General features: G+C 46.1%; 18 protein-coding genes. 16 read left to right on the top strand and 2 right to left on the bottom strand.

The features are described from left to right. The first annotated feature begins 81 nt into the window (after positions 1-81). The 13 genes from ACKFKH_RS25020 (at position 82) to ACKFKH_RS24960 (ending at position 15,027) form a co-directional block, all read left to right on the top strand. Positions 82-1,320, top strand: a complete 1,239-nt coding sequence (locus tag ACKFKH_RS25020; RefSeq protein ID WP_446861062.1) for an HlyD family efflux transporter periplasmic adaptor subunit — start codon at positions 82-84, stop codon at positions 1,318-1,320. 29 nt (positions 1,321-1,349) lie between these two features. After that, a complete protein-coding gene (gene devC, locus ACKFKH_RS25015; protein ID WP_446861061.1) occupies positions 1,350-2,519 on the top strand; it encodes an ABC transporter permease DevC in 1,170 nt (389 codons plus the stop codon). A 3-nt stretch (positions 2,520-2,522) separates the two neighbouring features. Beyond that, positions 2,523-3,233 (top strand): DevA family ABC transporter ATP-binding protein, encoded by a 711-nt coding sequence (locus ACKFKH_RS25010; protein ID WP_446861060.1) that lies wholly within the window; start codon positions 2,523-2,525, stop codon positions 3,231-3,233. 477 nt (positions 3,234-3,710) lie between these two features. Next, positions 3,711-4,472 carry an SDR family oxidoreductase gene (locus ACKFKH_RS25005; protein ID WP_446861059.1) on the top strand — a complete coding sequence of 254 codons (762 nt, stop codon included), beginning with the start codon at positions 3,711-3,713 and terminating at the stop codon, positions 4,470-4,472. A gap of 309 nt (positions 4,473-4,781) precedes the next feature. Beyond that, complete coding sequence (locus tag ACKFKH_RS25000) at positions 4,782-5,594, top strand: DUF3598 family protein (protein WP_446861058.1); 813 nt, start codon at positions 4,782-4,784, stop codon at positions 5,592-5,594. Between the two features lie 175 nt (positions 5,595-5,769). Next, a complete protein-coding gene (locus ACKFKH_RS24995; RefSeq protein ID WP_446861057.1) occupies positions 5,770-6,108 on the top strand; it encodes a glycosyltransferase family 2 protein in 339 nt (112 codons plus the stop codon). Between the two features lie 390 nt (positions 6,109-6,498). Beyond that, a complete protein-coding gene (locus ACKFKH_RS24990) occupies positions 6,499-8,229 on the top strand; it encodes a hypothetical protein (RefSeq protein WP_446861056.1) in 1,731 nt (576 codons plus the stop codon). Positions 8,230-8,911: 682 nt separating this feature from the next. Then, positions 8,912-9,043 carry a hypothetical protein gene (locus tag ACKFKH_RS24985; RefSeq protein ID WP_446861055.1) on the top strand — a complete coding sequence of 44 codons (132 nt, stop codon included), beginning with the start codon at positions 8,912-8,914 and terminating at the stop codon, positions 9,041-9,043. Between the two features lie 12 nt (positions 9,044-9,055). After that, the gene (locus tag ACKFKH_RS24980) at positions 9,056-9,850 is read left to right on the top strand and encodes a glycosyltransferase (RefSeq protein WP_446861054.1); all 795 of its coding nucleotides are present in this window, start codon (positions 9,056-9,058) and stop codon (positions 9,848-9,850) included. Positions 9,851-10,074: 224 nt separating this feature from the next. Continuing rightward, positions 10,075-12,618: a nitrite reductase large subunit NirB gene (gene nirB, locus ACKFKH_RS24975; protein ID WP_446861053.1), complete on the top strand. Its 2,544-nt coding sequence runs from the start codon at positions 10,075-10,077 to the stop codon at positions 12,616-12,618. 75 nt (positions 12,619-12,693) lie between these two features. Then, a complete protein-coding gene (gene nirD, locus ACKFKH_RS24970) occupies positions 12,694-13,059 on the top strand; it encodes a nitrite reductase small subunit NirD (protein ID WP_446861052.1) in 366 nt (121 codons plus the stop codon). Between the two features lie 60 nt (positions 13,060-13,119). Then, positions 13,120-14,253: an acyltransferase family protein gene (locus tag ACKFKH_RS24965; RefSeq protein ID WP_446861051.1), complete on the top strand. Its 1,134-nt coding sequence runs from the start codon at positions 13,120-13,122 to the stop codon at positions 14,251-14,253. A 21-nt stretch (positions 14,254-14,274) separates the two neighbouring features. Next, the gene (locus ACKFKH_RS24960) at positions 14,275-15,027 is read left to right on the top strand and encodes a TIGR04283 family arsenosugar biosynthesis glycosyltransferase (protein ID WP_446861050.1); all 753 of its coding nucleotides are present in this window, start codon (positions 14,275-14,277) and stop codon (positions 15,025-15,027) included. On the opposite strand, the gene ACKFKH_RS24955 is transcribed toward ACKFKH_RS24960, so the two are convergent. Further along, entirely contained in the window at positions 15,009-15,704 is a 696-nt protein-coding gene (locus ACKFKH_RS24955; protein ID WP_446861049.1) for a DUF547 domain-containing protein, read from the bottom strand. The genes ACKFKH_RS24960 and ACKFKH_RS24955 overlap by 19 nt on opposite strands. An 82-nt stretch (positions 15,705-15,786) precedes the next feature. Between ACKFKH_RS24955 and ACKFKH_RS24950 the strand changes: the two genes are divergently transcribed. The 3 genes from ACKFKH_RS24950 (at position 15,787) to ACKFKH_RS24940 (ending at position 20,791) form a co-directional block, all read left to right on the top strand. Continuing rightward, positions 15,787-16,653 (top strand): polyphosphate kinase 2 family protein, encoded by an 867-nt coding sequence (locus ACKFKH_RS24950; RefSeq protein ID WP_446861048.1) that lies wholly within the window; start codon positions 15,787-15,789, stop codon positions 16,651-16,653. 131 nt (positions 16,654-16,784) lie between these two features. After that, entirely contained in the window at positions 16,785-17,798 is a 1,014-nt protein-coding gene (locus ACKFKH_RS24945) for a 2-hydroxyacid dehydrogenase (protein ID WP_446861047.1), read from the top strand. A 380-nt stretch (positions 17,799-18,178) separates the two neighbouring features. Continuing rightward, positions 18,179-20,791, top strand: coding sequence for a bifunctional diguanylate cyclase/phosphodiesterase (locus tag ACKFKH_RS24940; RefSeq protein WP_446861046.1), 2,613 nt, complete (start codon positions 18,179-18,181; stop codon positions 20,789-20,791). 11 nt (positions 20,792-20,802) lie between these two features. Here ACKFKH_RS24940 and ACKFKH_RS24935 read toward each other — a convergent pair whose 3' ends face one another. Continuing rightward, positions 20,803-21,705 carry a cell division protein FtsX gene (locus ACKFKH_RS24935; protein WP_446861045.1) on the bottom strand — a complete coding sequence of 301 codons (903 nt, stop codon included), beginning with the start codon at positions 21,703-21,705 and terminating at the stop codon, positions 20,803-20,805. Between the last annotated feature and the right edge of the window lie 464 nt (positions 21,706-22,169).

The following is a 22,169-nucleotide window of genomic DNA, read 5'->3' as shown; positions in this document are numbered from 1 at the left end:
GAGTTTCATGACTCTCAGAAATGGTCTTTTGAGTGTATCATCGCTATACTGAACTCGTCGCGACGTTTACCCATTTCATCGATGGTAGCATTCTTATACTTTTCTAATGCGATTCGTCACTCTGTTAGACTTTCTATTTCTATTAGCATTCTCATGCTGTGTCACGCTTGCAGTACCAATGCGCCAAACTCTTCTGCCGAAAACCCAGCGCAAGCCGCCGCGATCGAGTCAGTCGTTGCTTTGGGACGGATTGAGCCAGAAGGCGAAGTGATCAAACTATCAGTCCCCAACGCCCAAGATAGCCGAGTCAATCAAATCCTGGTTAAAGAAGGAGAGTTTGTGCGAGCGAATCAGGTGATTGCTATTTTGCAGGGCATCGATCGCCGAGAAGCTGATCTGCGAGATGCTCAAGCCGATGTGCGACTAAGAATCGCAGAACTTGAAAAAGTAACGCAAGGTGATGCCAAAAAAGCTCAGATTATTGCCCAGCGTGCTGCGATCGAGCGATTAGAAGCCCAACTCAAGGGGCAAATTCTCCAACAACGAGCCGCAATCGGCAGCGCGGAAGCTACCCTGAGAGAGGCGCGGCAGACCCTCGATCGTCGCCAATCTCTATTGAGAGAAGGGGCCATCAATCGAGCCGATGTCGATCTTGCTCGACGAGATGTAGCCACGGCTCAAGCCACGCTAACCGAACGCACTGCCGAACTCACCCAAACCACCACGACCCTGACCGCAGAGATTAATCAAGAGCAGGCAAAACTTGCCGAGTTGCAGGAAGTTCGCCCTGTGGATGTGGAGATTGCCCAGGCTCAATTGGAGAAAGCCTCGATCGCCGTTGAGCAGCAACAAGCGAATGTAAGAGATGCCCAGGTGCGAGTTCCGATCGCGGGACAGATTCTCAAAATTAATACCCGTGTTGGTGAGCAGGTCAACACCACCCAGGGAATTGTCGAACTCGCCCGCACCGATCGTATGTTTGCGATCGCAGAGATATCAGAAACAGACATCGCCAAAGTCCGATCGGGACAACAAGCGACGATTACCAGCGAGTATGGTAGCTTTGCAGGCGAGATTAAGGGAGTTGTTGAGCAGGTTGGCTTACAGATTGGCAAAAAGTCACTTCAAGATGCCAGCGCTGTTAATAGTCCTGTGATTGATCAAAATGCGCGAGTGATTGCCGTTAAAGTCAGAATTAACAAAGGTGATAACGCAAAAGTTGCATCACTAACGAACATGCAAGTGAAAATCAAACTAGAAATTTCTAAAAACGCGAACCCTGGTCAAACTGATCAAATTCCGACGGGTCGCGATCGCTAATCAATCCAGTCTTTTAACCTTTTGCCCTTATGAAACTGAGCAAGTTTGCTGTCTTTAAAGAGCGTCCTTTGGCGTGGTCGCAGCTATCGCATCAAAAAGTCCGGTTGACCGTTGCAATGGGCGGAATTGCCTTCGCCAATGTGCTGATTTTTATGCAGCTAGGATTTCTGTCACTCTTTAGCGGTGGCGCGACTGTTTTGCCTAAAAGTCTCAAAGGAGATTTGTTTTTATTGAATCCGAGTACAGAGTTTTTAGGTGCAAATGGGTTCGATCGCATTCGTCTCTATCAGGCGGCAGGAGTCAAAGGCGTGGCTGCTACAACTCCCCTCTACATTTCGCCCACATCCTGGTCATATTCTGCCGAAAAAAAGTCGTTTGAAGGGCGAGTTTATGCCTTTAACCCAACTCAATCGGTTTTTAATATTCCAGAGGTGATTGAGCAACAGCATCGTCTGACAGTTCCTAATCAGATTTTGTTTGATCGATTGGCTAAACCTGATTTTGGCCCGATCGTTCCACTGTTTGAGCAAACAGGATCGGTGAAGGCTGTTCTCAACAATCGTCGGGTGTCAGTCGTCGGGCTGTTTAGTCTAGGAAACTCTTTCTTTTTGGGATCAGGCAACTTAATCATGAGCGAATCCACATATGCCGAGTTGTTTGGGGCAACAGTGCTGCAACAAGTCAGTATTGGCATCATCACACTAGAGCCAGGAGCCAACCTTCAAGCGGTCAAAGCAGGAATCGAAGCTAACGTCCCCGGCATCAAAGCCTATACCCACAAAGAACTCATTGATAAAGAACTAAAATTTCAGGAAACAACCGCAGTCGGGCCGATTTTTGGGTTTGGCACCATCATGGGATTGATTGTAGGAGTTGTTATTGTCTATCAAGTCTTATATGCAGACGTGAATGATCATTTAGCAGAATATGCAACGCTAAAAGCAATGGGTTATTCTGATATCGCACTCTTGATTGTGATCTTTCAAGAAGCGATGATCTTAGGCGTGCTGGGGTTTATTCCAGGATATGCCGCTTCGTTGGGAATGTATGCGTTTTTGGGTCAATTGACTCGATTAGAACTGATCATGAGCCTTGAGATTGCAGTGACTGTTTTTGCATTAACGCTCGCGATGTGTCTGGTCTCCGCCGCGATCGCCTCTGGAAAACTTCGCTCCGCAGATCCCGCAGATGTGTTTTAGAGTATGCCTATGTCTCCCGTAATCTCAATTCGCAATCTCAATCATTACTTTGGTGCCAAAGACCTGCGAAAGTCAGTGTTGACAGACATTAATTTTGACGTACAGTCTGGTGAAATCGTGATTTTGACCGGCCCATCGGGTAGCGGCAAAACGACACTGTTAACCTTGATTGGGGCACTGCGATCGCTGCAAGAAGGTAGCCTGACCGTCCTCGATCAAGAACTCAAAAACGCAAACAAGCAAAAATTAAGGCAGGTGCGAAGTCAGATCGGGTTTATCTTTCAATCTCACAATTTGCTCAAATGTCTCAAAGCGTGGGAAAACGTTGCCATGTCGCTGAAACTACATCCACAAATTGCACTGCCCGATCGCCAAGCTCGATCGCTGTCAATGTTAGCGTCAGTTGGCTTGCAGTCCCGCGCTCATTACTACCCCGAAAATCTGTCTGGCGGACAAAAGCAACGAGTCGCGATCGCCCGTGCTTTAGTCAGTCATCCCCAACTCGTCTTAGCGGATGAACCGACCGCCGCACTGGATAGTCAATCGGGGCGCGACGTAGTGACGATTATGCAAAAACTTGCAAAAGAACAAAACTGCACGATTCTACTCGTGACCCACGACAATCGAATTCTTGACATCGCCGATCGCATTGTCCACATGGAAGATGGTCAATTGGTCAGCGATCAAGCAACCGTTGAAAAGTTGACACATTAGTTAGTTGACACATTAGTTAATTGACACATTAGTTAATTGACACATTAGTTAGATCGTTCCTTATTCAACTGTTAGGAGCGCATTTCTAACAAAAGCTCAAAGAGATGCAAATATTACTCCGGCAATCATGAGAGTGCATTTTTGAGGCTGAAACCCTTAAACATTTTAGATTGCCTCTGATAACTTTCATCGCCGGGTTAATATGAAGTGGCTTTATCGTGGCTTCGGAACTAGAGGCTGTGTGACCCGATCGTTTCCCAGTTCCTTGTCAAATCGACTGCCCAAAAACTGCTCTAAAATCTAAAGTTATTGAAAACGAATCTACGGGAATCGAGTTCGCCTTATATTCTGGACTTCGTTAGCGCATTAGTCCGGAGACATTAGTCCAGAGACCCAAAGTGTTTTCCTGTCTAAAGTCTAGAGTCCAAAGTTCAAAGTCTGTTATGAACAGCGTAAATTACAGAAAGGAGCTACTCAATGCAAATCAAAGACTCGATCGCCCTCGTTACAGGCGCAAACGGCGGGATTGGCACTCAATTTGTAGAAGCCCTGAAAGCAGGAGGAGCCGCCCGAATTTATGTCGCTGCCCGTAGTCCTCAAAAAGTAGCCGCCCTCGTTGCCCTTGATCCAGACTGCATTATTCCTGTTCAGCTAGACGTGACGGACGTGCAATCGGTAACTCAAGCTGCTGCCCAATGTCAAGATGTCACCCTGCTGATCAACAACGCCGGAACCTCACTCAATCAGGGAGTGATTTCTGCCCCCAGTCTCGATGATGCTAGAGCCGAAATGGAAGTCAACTACTTTGGGATGTTGTCGATGTGTCGGGCTTTTGCCCCAGTGCTTGAGAAAAATGGGGGAGGCGCGATCGTCAACATTCTCTCGCTGCTGGCTCGGGCCCATTTACCGTTTAGTGGCTCCTATAGTGCCTCCAAAGCTGCCGCTCTCTCAATGACTCAAGGAGTTCGCGCAGAACTGGCTGCCCAAGGAACGTTGGTTGTTGCAGTTTTACCCGGAACGGTAGACACGTCGCTTGCAAAAGACTGGCCCGATCCCAAAGTTTCCCCGGTCGAAGTGGTCAAAGTCGCCCTGCAAGCGGTGTCTGATGGAGTTGAAGATGCCTATCCAGGTCAGCAAGCGATCGAGGTGTCAGCCCAGTTACTCTCCAATCCCAAAGGAGTCGAGAAGTATATGGCCACCTTTCTACCAGGAGCCTCTTACGCAGGCGTGCAGGCTTAAAACTTGAATTGATAGATCGACTTACATCGGGTATGTTGAGCCAAGCGAAACGCACCGCAAACGGTTGAAATAAGCTGTTCTTCAATTAATTTTTCTTGCAGCTTGATTAGACCTGCTTTGAAAATAGAAGATTAAGCGGGTGATTGAGATCGGTGCGTTTCACGCGGCTTAACATACCCTACAGGTTTTGGCTTCGTTATTGGGAGACTTTTAGACAAGAATCCTGATTCTGTAGACTAAACAAGGGAGCAACTCGAATCGAAATTGTAGTGAACAACTTCATTGAATTTACATTAGCAGGACACAGACATGAAACCTCAATGGGATTGTTTCCTCCAAAACTTAGGCGAATGGCACGGCTCATTTACGCAACTGTCGCCCCAGGGAGAAACCTTGAGTGACACGCCTTCTGTATTGAGTTTGGAACTAGACGATCGCCAAACGGTGCATCTAAATCTACGTCGAGCAGGTAAGCCAGAAGTCAAGTTATCCTACACAACCGTGGGCGGCGGTTTGAAGTTTTTTGAGACGGGAGCCTTTTCGCAGGGGCCGATTCAGATGGCTCCGTTTTCGCAGTTTGGAGGAGAATTGGCGCTGCTGTATGGCGATCGTCGTCTGCGTCTGGTGCAACTCTTTGATCTCGACGGTCAGCTTGATTCATTAACGCTGATTCGAGAAAAACGCGCGGGCAGCAATGCTCCAGAGCAATCTCCCCTCACGCTAGAAAGTCTGCTTGGAGAATGGCACGGTTCCGCTACCACTATTTACGCCGATTTACGAGAGCCAGAAACCTACTCAACTACCCTAAATTTGCATCAAGACGGCAACCAAATTACTCAGAAAATCTCTTTTGATAAAACTAGGCAAATCACTTCTACAGGGACGATCGAGGGTTCAAAACTGCTGTTCGATCGCGGTTCCCAACCGATACAGGTTCTGCTCCTTCCTGATGGGGCTTCTTCGACGTGTCCAATACAAATTAGCAAAGGTAACCCTCTGTTTTTGGAAGTGGGATGGCTTGTAGAATCTGACCAACGCCAACGCCTAATTCGCAACTACAACAGCCAAGGAGAATGGGTGAGTCTAACGCTGGTGACAGAACGGAAAGTGAGTGAGGGTTGAGCGACCCCCTGCGGGCAACTTGAAGCGATCGTAGTTACGGCTCATCGCATCGAAACGAGTCAAGTATTGTCTGCTCAAGAGGAATTTCTGACTCCTCAAATCGTGTCTCAATCAGTTGGTGAGTGGCAAGGTCGCTCTTGGCAAAAGTAGTAGATAAGTCATCTGCTTAACCTCAATGGTTGACACCTCTTTGATCATAACGGTCTACAACCGCGAGCAATATCTGAGCCTATCGATCGAAAGCGTCTTAACTCAAACTGATCGCTCCTTCGAGTTTGTGATCTGGGATGACGGCTCTACAGATCAGTCGTTGGCGATCGCTCAGTTTTATGCGGCCCAAGATGATCGAATCAGACTGATTGCTGCACCTCACACTGGACAAGTCGATTCTTTAATCAAAGCGATCGCGCTCTCTACTGGAACCTATATCGGTCTTATAGATAGCGATGATTTACTTGCCGAAGAAGCTTTAGAACGAAGGCAGTCTACTTCAATATCTGATGGAGAATCCTGATAGAAGAGATAAGAAATTCATGTACCAGTTTTCCTTACGCTTATAGCTTGCTCACAGCAAAGAATTCAGTAAGTCACCGCTATTCTCTAAGTAGAATTCTTCTGAGTAGACATCAAGTGAAAGTTCCATCAACCACATTAAGCGGTGCCAGAAGTCTCCCTCAATGCAATTTTATCTCGCCCCGATCCCGTTGGTTTTCTTACAGAGAGTGGTAGTAATGAAATAGGACTTTCTACGGTAGGAATCTTCTTCTAGATACCTTACCTTCTTACATGAAGATGCCACACATTCAAAGTTACTGCAAGACTTTCAATTTTCTTACCTAAACCTACTCTCTGAACACGTTCGGCTGGTCAGCTAGCGAATTTTTCCCAGATTCCCACAACTGTAATGCCTCAATCCTCTCGCTCAATCTCATTAAAACTCGCTCTTCAACTATTGGGTGGAATAGAGCCTCTGCATTCACGACAGATTTGGTTAGGGCGACTACCCGAAGGACTCCCCATCGAGTTACCCCTATTAGAGCAGTCCCAAATTACTGCAAGTTTGTGTCAAGGCGCAGTGTTTACAATTTTAATGCAGTCGCCTCAGCCTCCCTGGGTCATCCAAGTCGAGTATTCTAACCGACTTCGCACCCTGGGCTGGCTTCAGAAGCGATCAGATGAAGACCGAGTAGATTTCAACCTATTTGTTCGTACGTCTGTTATGAGGCAAGGTTTAAGGCACGAGCCAACCTCCCTCCTCACGTTCTGTTATCGCCCACGGCCCCTTGCGGGTGACTCGGAGAGATTGCTTGCCCTCACCCTGCAAACTCGCCGGATGGCAGAGAATGTCACGTTCGTCAAAATCAAACTATTTGACGAGAATGCCTACCGCTCCCCCTGTCAGGCAGACTGGGAGACAAATCAACTGAATCAGCTACCGCTTCCTTATCTAATTCCACCCACCGATGCTGAGGTGCCACCCCAAGATGCTGATCTTCAAAGACGACGCGGGGGTGGGTCAAACGAAGACTGGTACAGCACTTCTAAAATTCAAACAGCGCTGAACAGCCTTGATTTGCTGGCTCATTACGAGAGTCAACTCACTCGACTAGGGTGGGTGCGACGAGCAGGGGAAACACAAGAACAACTGCTATGGAGTGTTTGGATGCTGCGCGATCGCCGCAACTATCTGTGGCAACTATTTCTTAGATTCGTCGTAGATAGAGACTGCCCCAATTGGTACACCGCTGACCTGGAAATGTTGAACTTAAGTACGGTTTTTGAAAGGTTCTTCCCTTCAGCGCCCACTCCTTCAGTTGCCTTAACGGAAGCAATTCCAGAAGCAATCCTGTGGCAATTCTTGTCTGACACCTTCCTGCCAGATGAGACCCAGCAGTTATGGATTGAGCAACTGCCCTCTACATTGCCCGTCTTATTGCGGTTTCCAGAGGACACACAAGTGTTGGGGAGCCTTGAGGATCGCAATGGGATTCGGGTCTTTTTGCAGGTGCCGCTTTCGTCCGAACAGATTTGTGAACAGTTAGCCGAGCAACTCATCAACTTGGGCTGGCAACAATGGTCGGCTTGGAATGATGATGCAGAAATTGGGTTTGAAACCTCTACACACTTGGAAACCCTTCGGGACATTTTTTTTCATCCAACTCAGGGAACTCAGTTCTCGATAACCGTTGACCCAGCTACGCTCAATTATTCCGATGTAAGCCTTTACTGGTCTCCATCACCTGAACAGATGAGTCCTTCACCAAGAGAAAGTATTCGATCACAAATTCAAAAGGAACTGAGTCAGAAGCCTATTCCATCACTAGCTCGTGCTGACCAGACTGAAGTCCGTCGGTCGAGGAGCAATAGAGATATTACTGTAACTACAGTGTGCATCACAACATCACTCTCCTCGGTAGCATTAGTCAATCATTACCATGTTGAGATGCAGCAAGCAGGCTGGCAGTCACAAGTTGTTAGTCAGAACGAAGACTGCCATGTAAGCCTTTGGTCTTTTACGGATGAACAAGGACAATGTTGGCAAGGGATTTTAAGTCTATTAGCAAGACCAGAAGGAACTCAGCATTACATTGGTTTTCTTGAGATTCAGCCACCAGAGGCTTGGACTATAGCTTGATAGCAAGAGATAAGCACATGCAACACTAGCTCAATGAGGTCTTATGCAATTCTTAAGCTTCAATATGCCTAACTTTTCCATGATTTTGGTAAAAAGTATTCTGCTTCTGTTTTCTCCGATTGGCTTGTTAGTATTTGCTGGCAGAGCGAGTGCCGAGAAGACCAGGGTTGGCCCAGGGACGTTTGAATTGAGATGTTTCAGTAATCAAGATGGCAGAACTGCGGTCGTTAATTGGGCAATTGATGGTGAGGGAGTTGCCAGAATTGGTCAGTATCGACTTGTCTTCTACAACATTCAGGGACTCCCTCCTAACAGATCAGACACCGGGAACCAAAATGCTAATGGGTCTACACAAGAGAGGAATCAATTTGAGGTGGGGTTCCCTGGCCCGGGGCTGTATGAGATATCTGTGGGAATTGAGTCAACTGATTCCTACATAGAATTTAATCCAGGCAGAGTATATTATGGCGACGAATGGAACGTGAAAACGTCGTGTTTGATAACTCAGCCTGATAGTTGCCCCGCGCTTGGATCTGCCAGCAGTGCTGATAGCAACGAAAATTGTCCACCACCAGAAGAACCACCCCCTCCACCACCCCTTCCTCCTTGTAGAAGCCAGAGTGACTCTAATTGCACCCCCGTATCGTCCCGTGGTTCTAGCCTTTTAGGAAAACAGGTTATTTTGCTGGGTGAGGTTACGGCTCATCGCACTGAAACGAGTCAGGCATTGTCTGCTCAACAGAAAGAAGTTTTGCCTCCTCAAATCGTGTCTCAATCAGTCGGGGAGTGGCAAGGTCGCTCTTGGCACAATTAGTCGATGACTCTAATGGTTGATACCTCTTTGATTATGACGGTCTATAACCGTGAACAATATCTGAGCTTATCGATCGAAAGCGTCTTGACTCAAACCGATCGCTCCTTCGAGTTTGTGATCTGGGATGATGGCTCTACAGATCAGTCGCTGGCGATCGCTCAGTTTTACGCCGCTCAAGATGATCGAATTAGACTGATTGCTGCACCTCACACTGGACGAGTCGATTCTTTAATCAAAGCGATTGCGCTGTCTACCGGAACCTATCTGGGTCTTGTCGATAGCGATGATTTACTTGCCAAAGAAGCTTTAGAACAAACAAAGGCGATTCTGGATAGCAACTCTGACGTTGGGTTAGTCTATAGCGATTATGTGACGATCAACGCACAAGGAAAGCCAGTTGAGTATGGTTCTCGGTGTCAGATTCCCTATTCGCGCGATCGTCTGTTGGTCAGCTTTATGGTGATGCATTTTCGATTAATGCGTCGAAGTTTGTACGATCAAGTTGGCGGATTTAATCCTGAATTTGAATTTAGTCAAGACTATGATTTGATCTTAAAGCTGTCAGAAGTGACTGACATTCATCATTTACCGCAACCTCTATATTTCTATCGCTATCATCAAGACTCGATTGATCTACATCGTCAAATTCAGAAAATTATTTGTAGCTACAAGGCTGCTCAAGAGGCTTTGGTCAGGAGAGGCTTGAGTGAGCAATTAGAGTTGACCGTAGAACTCTCTGCTCAGGTTGCATTGCTACAGAAATCTGGAAGTGCTACTGAGATGGACGAAGCGGAATTTGAAAAGTAGACAGCTTCCAAGACCCTGGCTGCGATCGACTTCATCAAGCTTTTTTCTCAACTCAATTCTAAGAAAATGATTAAATTCGCATCCTGAATGCAGAAATCGAATTGGGATCATGCACCTTGTGAATAAATAAAGGAACTTTAGTATTGCTCACTACAATTAGGGGCTAGTCACAATTTAGAACTCCGCCTAGTCTTAACAAAGAATGCGCTACAAAAACTCCTGTTATGACTAAAAAGAATTTGGTTGTCATTGGCAACGGCATGGTCGGGCACCGCTTTTTGGAGGAAATGATCGCCAAAGAAGCCTCCCAAAACTGGAACCTGATCACCTTTTGCGAAGAACCTCGTGTCGCTTACGATCGCGTCAACTTAAGTGGCTTTTTTGCCGGAAAAACAGCAGCCGATCTGTCGCTAGTCGAGCCGGGGTTGTATCAGGAAAATAACGTTCAAATCTACATTGGTGACAAAGCAGAACGCATCGATCGCATCCACAAGACAATCACGTCAGCGAATGGTGTGGTGATTCACTACGACAAAGTGGTGATGGCGACAGGTTCCTATCCATTTGTGCCGCCGATCGCCGGAAAAGACACCGCTGGCACCTTTGTTTATCGAACGATCGACGACTTAGAAGCCATGTCAGCCTACGCCAAACAGTGCAAAGTGGGTGTCGTGATTGGCGGCGGACTGCTGGGACTGGAATGCGCCAACGCGCTCAAAAATATGGGCTTAGAAACCCACGTCGTCGAGTTTGCCCCTCGCTTGATGCCTGTCCAAGTCGATGATGTTGGCGGAACTATTCTCAAAAACAGAATCGAAGCACTGGGTGTTGCCGTTCATACTCAAAAGTCCACGACTGAAATTGTGAGTGAAAATGGGCGCGTCACAAAAATGCGCTTTGCCGAGGGTGACGAACTGCCCACCGATATGATTGTGTTTTCTGCGGGGATTCGTCCTCGTGATGAACTGGCTAGAGAGTGCGGATTAGCCGTTGGCGATCGCGGCGGTATTGTCATTGACGATCACTGTCAGACTTCTGATCCTGACATTTTAGCGATCGGCGAATGTGCCCTTCACAATCATCGAATTTATGGATTAGTGGCTCCAGGATATGCGATGGCCAGTATCGCGGCTAATCAGCTTTGTAATCAAGGTAGCAACACCTTTACGGGTGCAGATATGTCTACTAAATTGAAACTGCTGGGTGTCGATGTCGCCAGCTTTGGAGATGGATTTGCCAAAATATCCGGTGCCAAAGAGTTTGCGATCGTCGATTCTGTCCAGGGCACTTACAAAAAACTGGTGCTGAATGAAAAGGGCGATCGCTTGCTAGGCGGCATTCTGGTTGGGGATGCGTCGGCCTACGGCACGCTGCTGCAACTGATGCAAAACCAAATCACACTGCCGCCTCATCCCGAAGATTTGTTGTTGCCGCCCCGCGAAGGAAAAGCCACCGTCTCAAAGGGCGTTGAAGGACTGCCCGACACGGCCCAAATTTGCTCGTGCAACAATGTGACAAAGGGACAAATTTGCAGCGCCATTCAAGAAAATAACTTCACCGAAATTGGCACCCTCAGAAAATTCACAAAAGCCGGAACAGGCTGTGGCGGTTGCGTTCCGTTAGTCACAGACTTGCTGAAGGCAGAACTCAAAAAAGCAGGCGTTGAGGTCAAAAATCATCTCTGCGAACACTTCTCCTACTCTCGACAAGAGCTATATCATTTAGTCAGGTCACAACACATCCAAACCTTTGAGTCTCTACTGGCGCAACATGGACAGGGGAAAGGCTGCGAAATTTGTAAACCTGCCGTTGCTTCCATTCTCGCGTCTGCGTGGAATGACTACATTCTCAATCAGCCTCACGCGGGCTTACAGGACACGAACGATGCGTTTCTGGCCAACATTCAAAAAGACGGGACGTATTCGGTGATTCCGCGCATTCCGGGCGGCGAGATCAAGCCAGAAATGCTGATTGTCTTGGGCGAAGTTGCTAAAGAATTTGGACTCTACACCAAAATTACAGGCGGACAGCGCATTGATTTATTAGGCGCACGAGTCGATCAGTTACCTCACATTTGGAAGAAACTAATCGACGCAGGCTTTGAATCGGGTCACGCTTACGGCAAAGCTTTGAGAACCGTGAAATCCTGTGTAGGAAGCACCTGGTGTCGATTTGGAGTGCAAGACTCAACCAGTTTAGCGATCGCTGTCGAACTCCGTTACCGAGGACTGCGCGCCCCCCACAAGCTCAAATCTGCCGTCTCTGGCTGCACCCGCGAATGCGCCGAAGCTCAAAGCAAAGATTTTGGCATTATCGCAACCGAAAAAGGATGGAATTTATACGTTTGTGGGAATGGCGGCATGAAACCACAACACGCTCAACTGATTGCTGAAGATGTCGATGAAGAAACGCTAATTAAATACATCGATCGCTTCTTAATGTTCTACATTCGCACCGCAAATCGATTAGAACGCACCGCTACCTGGCTCAACAAATTAGAAGGCGGACTGGATTACCTCAAACAAGTGATCATTGACGACTCACTGGGTATTTGCGCCGAGCTAGAAGCCGAAATGGAACATCAAGTTGCCACCTACGCCTGCGAATGGAAAGCGACGATCGCCGATCCTCAAAAGTTAGCTCGCTTCACTCATTTCATCAACTCCGACCAACCCGATCCCAGCCTCGTAAAAATTGAGGAACGCGGCCAAACCCGCCCCGCCTTTGAACACGAAAAGGAACTGTTGAAAACAGGCGATCGACTGTAAAAATCGATTGGTTCAAGACAAACCATTAACTCTGATTGATCTGCCTTCATCCCTCATCCTTCATCCCTCATCTCTATGATCCAAGCACTCCCAAATTCAGAAACCGTGACTCAGTGGATTACTGTTTGTTCAATTGATCAAATCTTACCGAATACAGGCGTTTGTGCCCTCGTCAAGGGAGAGCAGATTGCTATTTTTCGAGTCGGTGAAAGCGATGACGTGTATGCGATCGCTAACTACGATCCGTTTAGCAAAGCCTTTGTTTTGTCACGGGGGCTGGTGGGCGATCGCAACGGCGTTGTCAAAGTCGCGTCTCCCATCTACAAACAAAACTTCAGCCTACAAACGGGTCAATGTCTAGACGATGAAACCGTCAGTGTGCCAACCTTTCCCGTTCGAGTCGTCGAAATGCAGGTTCAAGTAAACGTTTTTGAGAACTAAACCGCGCCTTGCATTTTAGCTGTTAGCGTTTAGTTAACTTCTTTCAACTGCTGCGCCTTTGTGAATCCCCCAACCCGACGCTATGATTTGGACTGGTTAAGAGTTTTAGCTGTATTGCTGCTGGTTTATTTTCATGCGGCGGCTGTTTTTTATCGAGGTGAATTGGGCGAGTTTTATATTCAGAATGATCCGTTCAGTCCAGCCTTAACGGCCTTTATCTTTTTTGTTCATCAGTGGCACATGCCACTATTTTTTTTGTTGTCGGGGTCAGCCACCTGGTTTGCGCTCCAGGGACGATCGCCCCATCAATATCTCAGCGATCGCTTCAAGCGCCTGTTTATCCCTTTTGTATTGGGTACTCTGGTTTTGGTGCCGCCCCAGGTTTATTACAAGTTGCTCAGTCACCATCAATTTCAGGGGTCGTATCTTCAGTTTTATCCTCAGTTTTTTAATGGCATTCGTCCAAACGGTAATTTTGAATGGGCGCATTTGTGGTTTGTCATTTATCTGCTGGTGTTGTCAATCGTCGCGCTACCTTTTTTATTGCTTCTTAAGCGCAAGCAGCCTGAATACTCAAATTGGATTAGCTTTCTCGAAAAACCGGGAGCTATTTTCTTACCCGCTATCCCGTTAGCGATCATTGAAGGCACGCTGCGACCTCATTGGTTTGGCTTTCAAAATCTGTATGATGATTGGGCGAATGTGCTGCTGTATCTGACTTATTTGATTTACGGGTTTGTTCTCAGCTCAGACGATCGATTAGAGAAAGCAATCGATCGACATCCAATTCTCTCATTGTCGTTGGCAATCATCGGGACATTTATTTTATTGAGTTTAAGTATTGCAAATTTGCTTCCAGTGCGTGGCTATTCTTTTGAATATGTGTTGTATCAAATGTTTCGCGGCGTTCACTCGTGGTGTTGGGTGATTGCTCTACTCGCATTGGGACAGCGTTATTTAAGTTTTAACAACCGTTTTCTAACGTATCTCAATCAAGCCTCGTATCCAATCTTTTTGTTACATCAATCCGTTCTCGTTACGATTAGTTTTTATGTGGTTCAGTGGAAAATTGGGGTTGTAGAAAAGTTCTTGATAATTAGTACAGCAACTGTCGTGATCACGATCGTATTGTACGATTTGACTATCAAACGACTGAACTGGATACGCTTTCTATTTGGGTTAAAGCCTCAATAGAAGAGAACAAAGAGGAGAACCATGTCTCAGGTGTCGATTGTCATTCCTACGCTAGATGAGGCGGCTTGTTTAGAACGAACGCTGCGTCAACTCATGGTTTTGCATCCACCTGCCTGGGAAATTATCATCGTGGATGGTGGCAGTCAGGATGACACGATCGCCCTTGCACAACGTTATTTAGAATCAATTCATTCAGCTATCAAAACGAAAATTATTCAGAGCGATCGACGCGGACGTTCTCCTCAAATGAATGCTGGCGCGAATGCTGCAACAGGAGAAATTTTATGCTTTCTTCATGCAGATACCTGGGTGCCCAATGATGTCGTCTCAGTGATGGAGCAAACGCTAACAAACCCCCAAATTGCTTGTGGAGGCTTCATTTCGCTGATGGTTGGACAAAAGACTCGCTGGGGAATTTCGCTGCACAATTATCTCAAAACTTACTATGCTCCCTTGTTGTTTAGACCTCACTTATTTGTTAAAGGGCTACGCCTGCTGTTTGGCGATCAGGTGATGTTTTGTCGTCGAACTGATTTTTGGGACTGTGGCGGTTTTGATGAGGCGTTGCCGATTATGGAGGATGGTGATTTGTGTCGCAAACTGCTGCAAAAAGGGCGTATTTGGCAAGTCGATCGCGTGGTACAAAGCTCCGATCGTCGCGTCAAAAAATGGGGCGCTTGGAAGGCAACAGGCATCTATCTATACATCGGTATTCTCTGGGGAATTGGGGTTTCTACAGAGTATTTGAAGCAATTTTATGAGGATGTTCGCTGATTCAAACTCCAGTCATAGTAGAGATATTTGATTGAGGTTTTTGGGTTGATCAAATCATTCTTGAGATAGATGCGAATGTAGTCTTGAATCGAATCAGAAGCTTTGAGAAAATCAGCTCGATACCATTTAAAGATCTTGCTGCAATAAAGCGTATCAGCTTCCGAATCATACCGAACTTTTTCTGAATTATTAATAAATTGTTGAGCATCTTCTTCTAATTGCTGCTGAACTTTTTCGGGATAGTAAGCCTCATTTCTTAACAGCGGACAGCCGATCGATGCACAAACGATCGCAAAATGAATTCGAGGATCTTCTAAAGTCCTCAAACGCTGGTTTTCAATCTGGGCCAGGCTGTAATGTGTACCCGCTACAGAGTACGATCGCTGCATAAAAAATCTCAGAAACGCAATCCAGTTTGGAATTCCTAAGATGTTTGGACGAATTGAATCAATTGGATATCGCCGCAAAATTTTAGAAATCGTAAAGGCATTGTATAGATTAATCCACAATGCTAATTGGTCATCGATCGTTCCATCAACCTGATTCAGGGACGCAATTTCAGACAGCCAACTGGTTAGAGCTGCGGGCTGTTCTCGTTGCCAGGACTGATAATCTACTCGCCCCCGATCATCGACATATCGACGAAGTAAAGCATCCCACGGCGCAAAATTGATCATGTTTCCCCTTCTCAAGATAGTGGTCTATTGGCGGCTAACCGCTACTGTTGATCATGACTCAATTAAATGATCGGAGGCTGTTATGAAATACGATCGTCTCATCGTTCCTCCAGGTGCAAAAATCTCTTTAGCTAAAGATTATAATCCTGGATACACAGGTGATTATAAAGATAAAGCAGAAAGCGAAGGGAAACTTAAAAGTGATGTAGAGCGCTTGGCTGCTTTTCAAGATATCCTCTATGCACAAGATACTCATGCTGTGTTAATTCTCTTTCAAGCGATGGATGCCGCCGGAAAAGATGGCACGATCAAGCATGTGATGTCAGGCGTTAATCCCCAAGGCTGTCAAGTTTTTAGCTTTAAAGCTCCGTCTTCAGAAGATTTAGATCACGACTATTTGTGGCGATCGTCTAAAGCACTTCCCGAACGTGGTCGGATTGGAATTTTCAATCGTTCCTATTACGAGGAAGTGCTAGTGGTGCGCGTTCACCCAGAGATTTTGGCAAAGCAACAGTTACCTGCTCAAGCCGTTAAGGAAAACATTTGGAAACGCCGTTTTACAGAGATCAACAACTTTGAAAAGTACCTTGTTGACAACGGCATTATCATTCTTAAGTTCTTTCTCAATGTCTCAAAATCAGAGCAAAAGAAGCGGTTTTTAGCCAGAATTAATCAACCCGAAAAAAATTGGAAGTTTTCAGCCAACGATGCCAAAGAGCGGGGCTTTTGGGATGATTACATGAATGCTTATGAAGATGTCTTCAACCATACCAGCACTGAGGCGGCTCCCTGGTATATTATTCCTGCTGACCACAAATGGTTTACTCGGTTAGCAGTAGCTGACATCATTTGTACTAAGTTGGCTTCTCTCGACTTGCAGTATCCGGCTCTGAAAGAAGAACATCGGCAGCAGCTTTTAAAGGCAAAGCAGATGTTAGAAAATGAATAACCGTTAGGAAATGGGGAGGGTTGCTATTTTGGTTCTCGAATGTTTAAGAAGTCACGTTTTTCAGAGAGCTTTGTTGATTAGATTCTCATCAGTTTGCGATTCGTTTCAAAATTAATCTTCCCCATCTTCCTATGAAAGTTGCTGTCTTTAATACGAAGCCTTACGATCGCCAATTCTTGATTACTGCTAACTATGACTATGAGCATGATTTGGTTTTTTTAGAACCTCGTCTGAGTCCAGAAACTGCACTTTTAGCAAAAGGATTTCCAGCCGTTTGTGTGTTTGTCAATGATCAGTTGGATGCGCATGTTCTAGAGATTTTAGCCTCACATGGAACTCGATTAATTGCTTTACGCTGTGCAGGATTCAACAACATTGACCTCAAGGCTGCTGTCAAATTGAAACTAAGGGTCGTGCGTGTTCCAGCCTATTCACCCCATGCAGTGGCAGAACATACGATCGGACTAATGTTAACCCTTAACCGCAAAATTCATCGCGCCTACAATCGGGTTCGAGAGGGCAACTTTTCGCTAGAAGGACTGTTAGGATTTGACCTGCACGATCGCACAATTGGTATCGTTGGCACTGGAAAAATTGGTCAAATTGTCGCTCAAATTATGCAAGGGTTTGGTTGCCGAGTTCTCGCTTATGATGTGCATCCCAATCCTATTTGTGAGGCGACCGGGGCAAAATATGTAGACCTGACAAAACTGTTGACTGACTCAGATGTCATTACACTGCACTGCCCTTTAACCCCTGAGACGCATCACTTGATCAACCAGACCACGATCGCTCAAATGAAAAAAGGCGTAATGTTGATTAATACCAGTCGAGGTGCGCTGATTGATACAACAGCAGTCATTCATGGATTAAAGTCTCAAAAGGTTGGTTCTCTAGCTTTAGATGTGTATGAACAAGAAGCAGATTTATTTTTTGAAGACCTATCTGATCAAATTATTCAAGATGACTTGTTTGAGCGGTTATTAACCTTTCCAAATGTGCTGATTACGGCTCATCAAGCATTTTTTACTAAAGAAGCTTTGCAGAATATTGCCGAAACGACACTTTCAAATATCAGTGAGATTGAGCAAGGTCAAACATGTGCCAATCAGGTGAATTTAGAGCAAGCGATCGCTTCTAAGTAAGCAACAAAACTTTAGTTCGATCGCTACATTTTGAACTATTCAATGTTCTAGATCATGGTATTGTTCAGGTAAAGATTAGTGATATAGCTGTCCCATTTGGGTTGTAGAAGTTCGGTGGTTAGTGGTTAGTCGCCAATCAATGGCTGAGAATTAATCAGTAAGAACGTGCTATTTCAAAATTTTCACAACTGATTTAGGACTGCTATGGATTGGTGAACTATTTCTAAACAATGAGTGAGATACTTATCAACAAGTTAGGAAGAGAAGATGTGCCAGTTTCTCATCTAGAATCCTAACTATTAGAATTTCTACGCGATCGGGGAATAATAATAAATGCTCAAATGTGCCGCTTTGGGTCGCATTATTTATGAATCGTTCCTATGCTAAAGCCGCCATCGATTCCTCATCGCATCCCGCTACGCCTGATTTTGGTCTTGCCATTTGTCTTGCAAATCGTAACTGTAGTAGGACTGACAAGTTGGATCTCGCTTCGCAATAATCAAAGAGCAATTCATAACCTTTCTAGCCAGCTTCAAGCCGAGACAAGCAATCAGATTTCTCATCACTTAGATGGCTATTTACAGATTCCGCACCAGATTAATCAAACCAATTTAGCTGCGATCGAACTGGGATTACTCAACCTCAAAGACCTAAAAACCACGGGACAATTTTTCTGGAAACAGATGCAAATTTTTAACGTGGGTTATATCAATTTTGGCGGCAAGCAAGGCGAATTTATTGGAGTTGAGCGACTCGACAGTGGCAGTTTTTTGATCAATGAAAGTCGTACAGCATCACCAGACAAAACCTCTGTTTATGAAGTCGATCGCCAGGGACGACGCACCCGCCTCGAAGCCGTTTTGACCAATCAAGCCTCTATTCATGACGAAGGTTGGTATGCAGATGCCGTGAAATCGGGCCGTCCCACTTGGAGCCGCATTTATCAATGGCAAGACAAGCCGACTGTATTATCTATTTCTTCGAGCTACCCTATCTATGACAAATCACAAAAACTAGTGGGTGTGATCGGTGTGGATCTGATACTGTCTCAAGTCAGTGAGTTTTTGCGCGGTTTGAGAATCAGTCCCTCTGGTCGAACCTTTATCATAGAGCGCAATGGGTTGCTGGTTGCTAGTTCAGTCGGTCAACCGTTTGTGGTAGTCAACGGGGAAGCCAAAAGGCTAAGTGCCAGTCAAAGTGCAGATGAGGTGACGCGATCGACGCTACAACAATTATCTCAACACTTTGGCAATCTCAATGCAATTCAGGGAAATCAGCAGTTTAGCTTTGAGCGCGTGGGAGTACAGCAGTTTGTGAGCGTGAGTCCCTGGAACGATCGCTTTGGCTTGGATTGGCTCATTGTCGTCGTGGTGCCAGAGTCCGATTTTATGGAAGTGGCGCACCATAATACTCAGGCCACTATTTTCTTGTGCTTGCTGGCGCTGGTGGCGGCTTCGACGATCGGGGCAGTGACCTCCCGAAGGCTCGTCGAGCCGATTTTGAGAATGGTCAACACGGCGAATGCCTTATCGAGTGGAGATTGGCAGCAGCGAGTTCAGGACTCTCGAATTAGTGAAATTTCTCTGTTGTCCACTGCATTCAATCGGATGGCAGGACAGCTACAATCTTCATTCACCACACTGGTCTACACAGCGTCTCACGATGCATTAACAGGACTGCTCAATCGCAATTCATTTCAGCAAAAACTACACGAAGTCATTCTGCATTATGAAGAAAACAATCGTATTACCACTGCTGATTCTACCAGTAGTCTATTTGCGGTTCTATTTTTAGATCTGGATCATTTCAAGTTTGTCAATGATAGTTTGGGTCACTTGATTGGCGATCAGTTGTTGATCTCAGTTGCGAGACGATTGAGTTTGTGTTTGCGATCGATTGATATCATTGGTCGCTTTGGCGGAGACGAATTTATTATCCTTCTCAATCAAGTTACTGACATTACAGACGTTACGAGAGTTGCAGATCGTATTTTAGAAGAGTTTGAGCAACCCTTTAATGTGAATGGGAATGAGATCTTTATTGGCATGAGTATTGGAATTGTCTTGAGCACGATCGACAGTAAGCGCCCAGAAAGCTTTTTACGCAATGCCGATATTGCTTTGTATCACGCTAAATTAAATGGCAAAGCAGGCTATGATATTTTCAATGCAAACATGCATACGCAAGCAGTTGAGCGATTGCAGTTAGAAACCGATCTGAGACGTGCGATCGAACGGGAAGAATTTGAAGTCTACTACCAGCCGATCGTGCATTCACAAACCGCCTGCTTGACTGGGTTTGAGGCGCTCGTTCGGTGGAATCATCCGACTCAAGGACGGATCTCTCCTGCCAAGTTTATTCCCATTGCCGAAGAGACGGGACTGATCGTTAAACTGGGCGGTTGGGTGCTTCAGCAGGCCTGTTCTCAAATGAGCGTGTGGCAACAGCAATTTTTGGGCTGTCGATCGCTCACAGTCAGCGTCAATTTATCCGGTAGACAGTTTTTACAAATTGATTTATTAGAGCAGATTAATCACATTCTGATCGAGACGCAGTTACCGCCTCAGAGCCTAAAGCTAGAAATTACAGAAACGATTTTTATGCAGCGGGGAGAAGTCACACGGGCAAAAGTGGGTCGGCTCAAACATCTGGGCATTCAAATCAGCGTTGATGACTTTGGCACGGGCTATTCATCCTTAAGTTATCTGCATCGATTTCCGGCTAACACACTCAAAATTGACAGTTCGTTTATTCATCAGCTTGATGTCAGTGCTGAAAATCGGGCGATCGTAGAAGCGATCATCGTCCTCGCCCACAAACTGGGAATGGATGTCGTGGCCGAAGGGGTAGAAACGATCGCTCAACTCGAACCGCTTCAAACCATGCAGTGTGATCAGATTCAGGGCTACCTCTTCTCGCCGCCGCTATCCGCCAACCACATCACCGAACTTTTGATGACGCACTCGATATACTGTTGGAAAATTGACCATTAGCGCGAAACCGATCAACGAGTCGAAAAACGACGCACAGCAAACAGACTGCCCAACAATCCTACAAAGCCCCCAAACCCCAACAGAATCACAGGGAGCGCGATCGCATTCTCTGGTTTAAGCTGCAACCCTGTGGTCAAAAACTGCACAAAGTCGGCTTGCTGAGACAGTTGGTTTTGCAAAAATTGTTCGACACTGCGGATAAACCCCCAGGCGATCGTCGCGCCCACCACACCAAACGTCACGCCCTGAAGAATAAACGGAAAATAAATCCAGCTAGCGGTTGCGCCAACTAATTGCATGACTTCAATCTCGCGGCGACGAGCCATGACAATTAACCGAATCGTCGTATTAATCACCGCCATTGAGGTCAGCGTCAACATGCCCGTAATCGCCAAGCTGACCCAATTTAGTCCGCGATTGAGTTGAGCAATTTGCTTGACCGCTTCATCGACATATTGCACATTGTCCACGCCGCCCAGCGCTTTCAACTTTTTGGCAAGTGAGGGCACCTGTTCAGAAGACTTTGCCTTGACCTTTAGCTCATCGACAAGCGGGTTGCCTTCTAGCTGCTGGGTCACATCTTTGAGGTCAGAAATGCCCAATTCTTTAACTAAATTCGTCCAGGCTGTTTCTTTAGGAATGCTCTGAACGGCGGCAACTTCGGGGATTTTTTCGACGATCGGCTTGAGGGTTTCTGCGCCCACGCCCGTGTCGAGATAGACCGAGACTTCTAGCTGGCTGCCAAACTGATTGAGTAATCCTTCTAGTTGCCACGAAGTTTGCAGTCCGATACCAAACAAAAACAGCAAAACGGTGACGGTGCTGATGGCGGCCCAATTCATCCAGCCGCCGCGCTGCAATCCTAAGAGCGTTTCTCGCAGCAGGTAATCTAATTTAGTAAAAAAACGAAACACGGCTTTTCAGGTGATTTGTAATCTCCGTCATTTTTACCATCAAGTTGACAAATTACAAAAAAACTTGAGGTGCTGCTATGAGGAATAATTTGTAGGCGTGAGATGGATCAACTCAGACCTTCAAACAATCAACCTGGTGGTTGAAACCGCAGCAAAGGAATGAGAATTGAATAATACCGAATTGTGTAGGGTGTGTTGAACGATACAGAAATGCACCGCCAACGGTTGCGATTGGTGCGTTTTGTGTAGCCCAACACATCCTACACAGGGGTCGGTTTTATTAAATCTACTTAGGGAGCTGCAAACAAATAACGTCCCATCGCTTCGATTCTGACCCGCCCTTTGACTGAATAATAGCTTCGCAAGAGCCTTCGGCTACGGGGCTAACAGAACGAAGTCCACTAAAGGGACTAAACAGCCTAGGAGAGAGGTCTTCAGTCCTTTTCAAAGGACTTTGCCCGGTT

The organism is Phormidesmis sp. 146-20 (genome assembly GCF_052939475.1).
Note: the sequence above shows the minus strand (reverse complement) of the source record. Positions and strands in the feature narration are given on the sequence as shown.

Coding starts and splice junctions, on each gene's coding strand:
- ACKFKH_RS25020 (WP_446861062.1), top strand. CDS start 82: ATGGTAGCATTCTTATACTTTTCTAATGCGATTCGTCACTCTGTTAGA.
- devC (WP_446861061.1), top strand. CDS start 1,350: ATGAAACTGAGCAAGTTTGCTGTCTTTAAAGAGCGTCCTTTGGCGTGG.
- ACKFKH_RS25010 (WP_446861060.1), top strand. CDS start 2,523: ATGCCTATGTCTCCCGTAATCTCAATTCGCAATCTCAATCATTACTTT.
- ACKFKH_RS25005 (WP_446861059.1), top strand. CDS start 3,711: ATGCAAATCAAAGACTCGATCGCCCTCGTTACAGGCGCAAACGGCGGG.
- ACKFKH_RS25000 (WP_446861058.1), top strand. CDS start 4,782: ATGAAACCTCAATGGGATTGTTTCCTCCAAAACTTAGGCGAATGGCAC.
- ACKFKH_RS24995 (WP_446861057.1), top strand. CDS start 5,770: ATGGTTGACACCTCTTTGATCATAACGGTCTACAACCGCGAGCAATAT.
- ACKFKH_RS24990 (WP_446861056.1), top strand. CDS start 6,499: ATGCCTCAATCCTCTCGCTCAATCTCATTAAAACTCGCTCTTCAACTA.
- ACKFKH_RS24980 (WP_446861054.1), top strand. CDS start 9,056: ATGGTTGATACCTCTTTGATTATGACGGTCTATAACCGTGAACAATAT.
- nirB (WP_446861053.1), top strand. CDS start 10,075: ATGACTAAAAAGAATTTGGTTGTCATTGGCAACGGCATGGTCGGGCAC.
- nirD (WP_446861052.1), top strand. CDS start 12,694: ATGATCCAAGCACTCCCAAATTCAGAAACCGTGACTCAGTGGATTACT.
- ACKFKH_RS24960 (WP_446861050.1), top strand. CDS start 14,275: ATGTCTCAGGTGTCGATTGTCATTCCTACGCTAGATGAGGCGGCTTGT.
- ACKFKH_RS24955 (WP_446861049.1), bottom strand. CDS start 15,704: ATGATCAATTTTGCGCCGTGGGATGCTTTACTTCGTCGATATGTCGAT.
- ACKFKH_RS24950 (WP_446861048.1), top strand. CDS start 15,787: ATGAAATACGATCGTCTCATCGTTCCTCCAGGTGCAAAAATCTCTTTA.
- ACKFKH_RS24945 (WP_446861047.1), top strand. CDS start 16,785: ATGAAAGTTGCTGTCTTTAATACGAAGCCTTACGATCGCCAATTCTTG.
- ACKFKH_RS24940 (WP_446861046.1), top strand. CDS start 18,179: ATGCTAAAGCCGCCATCGATTCCTCATCGCATCCCGCTACGCCTGATT.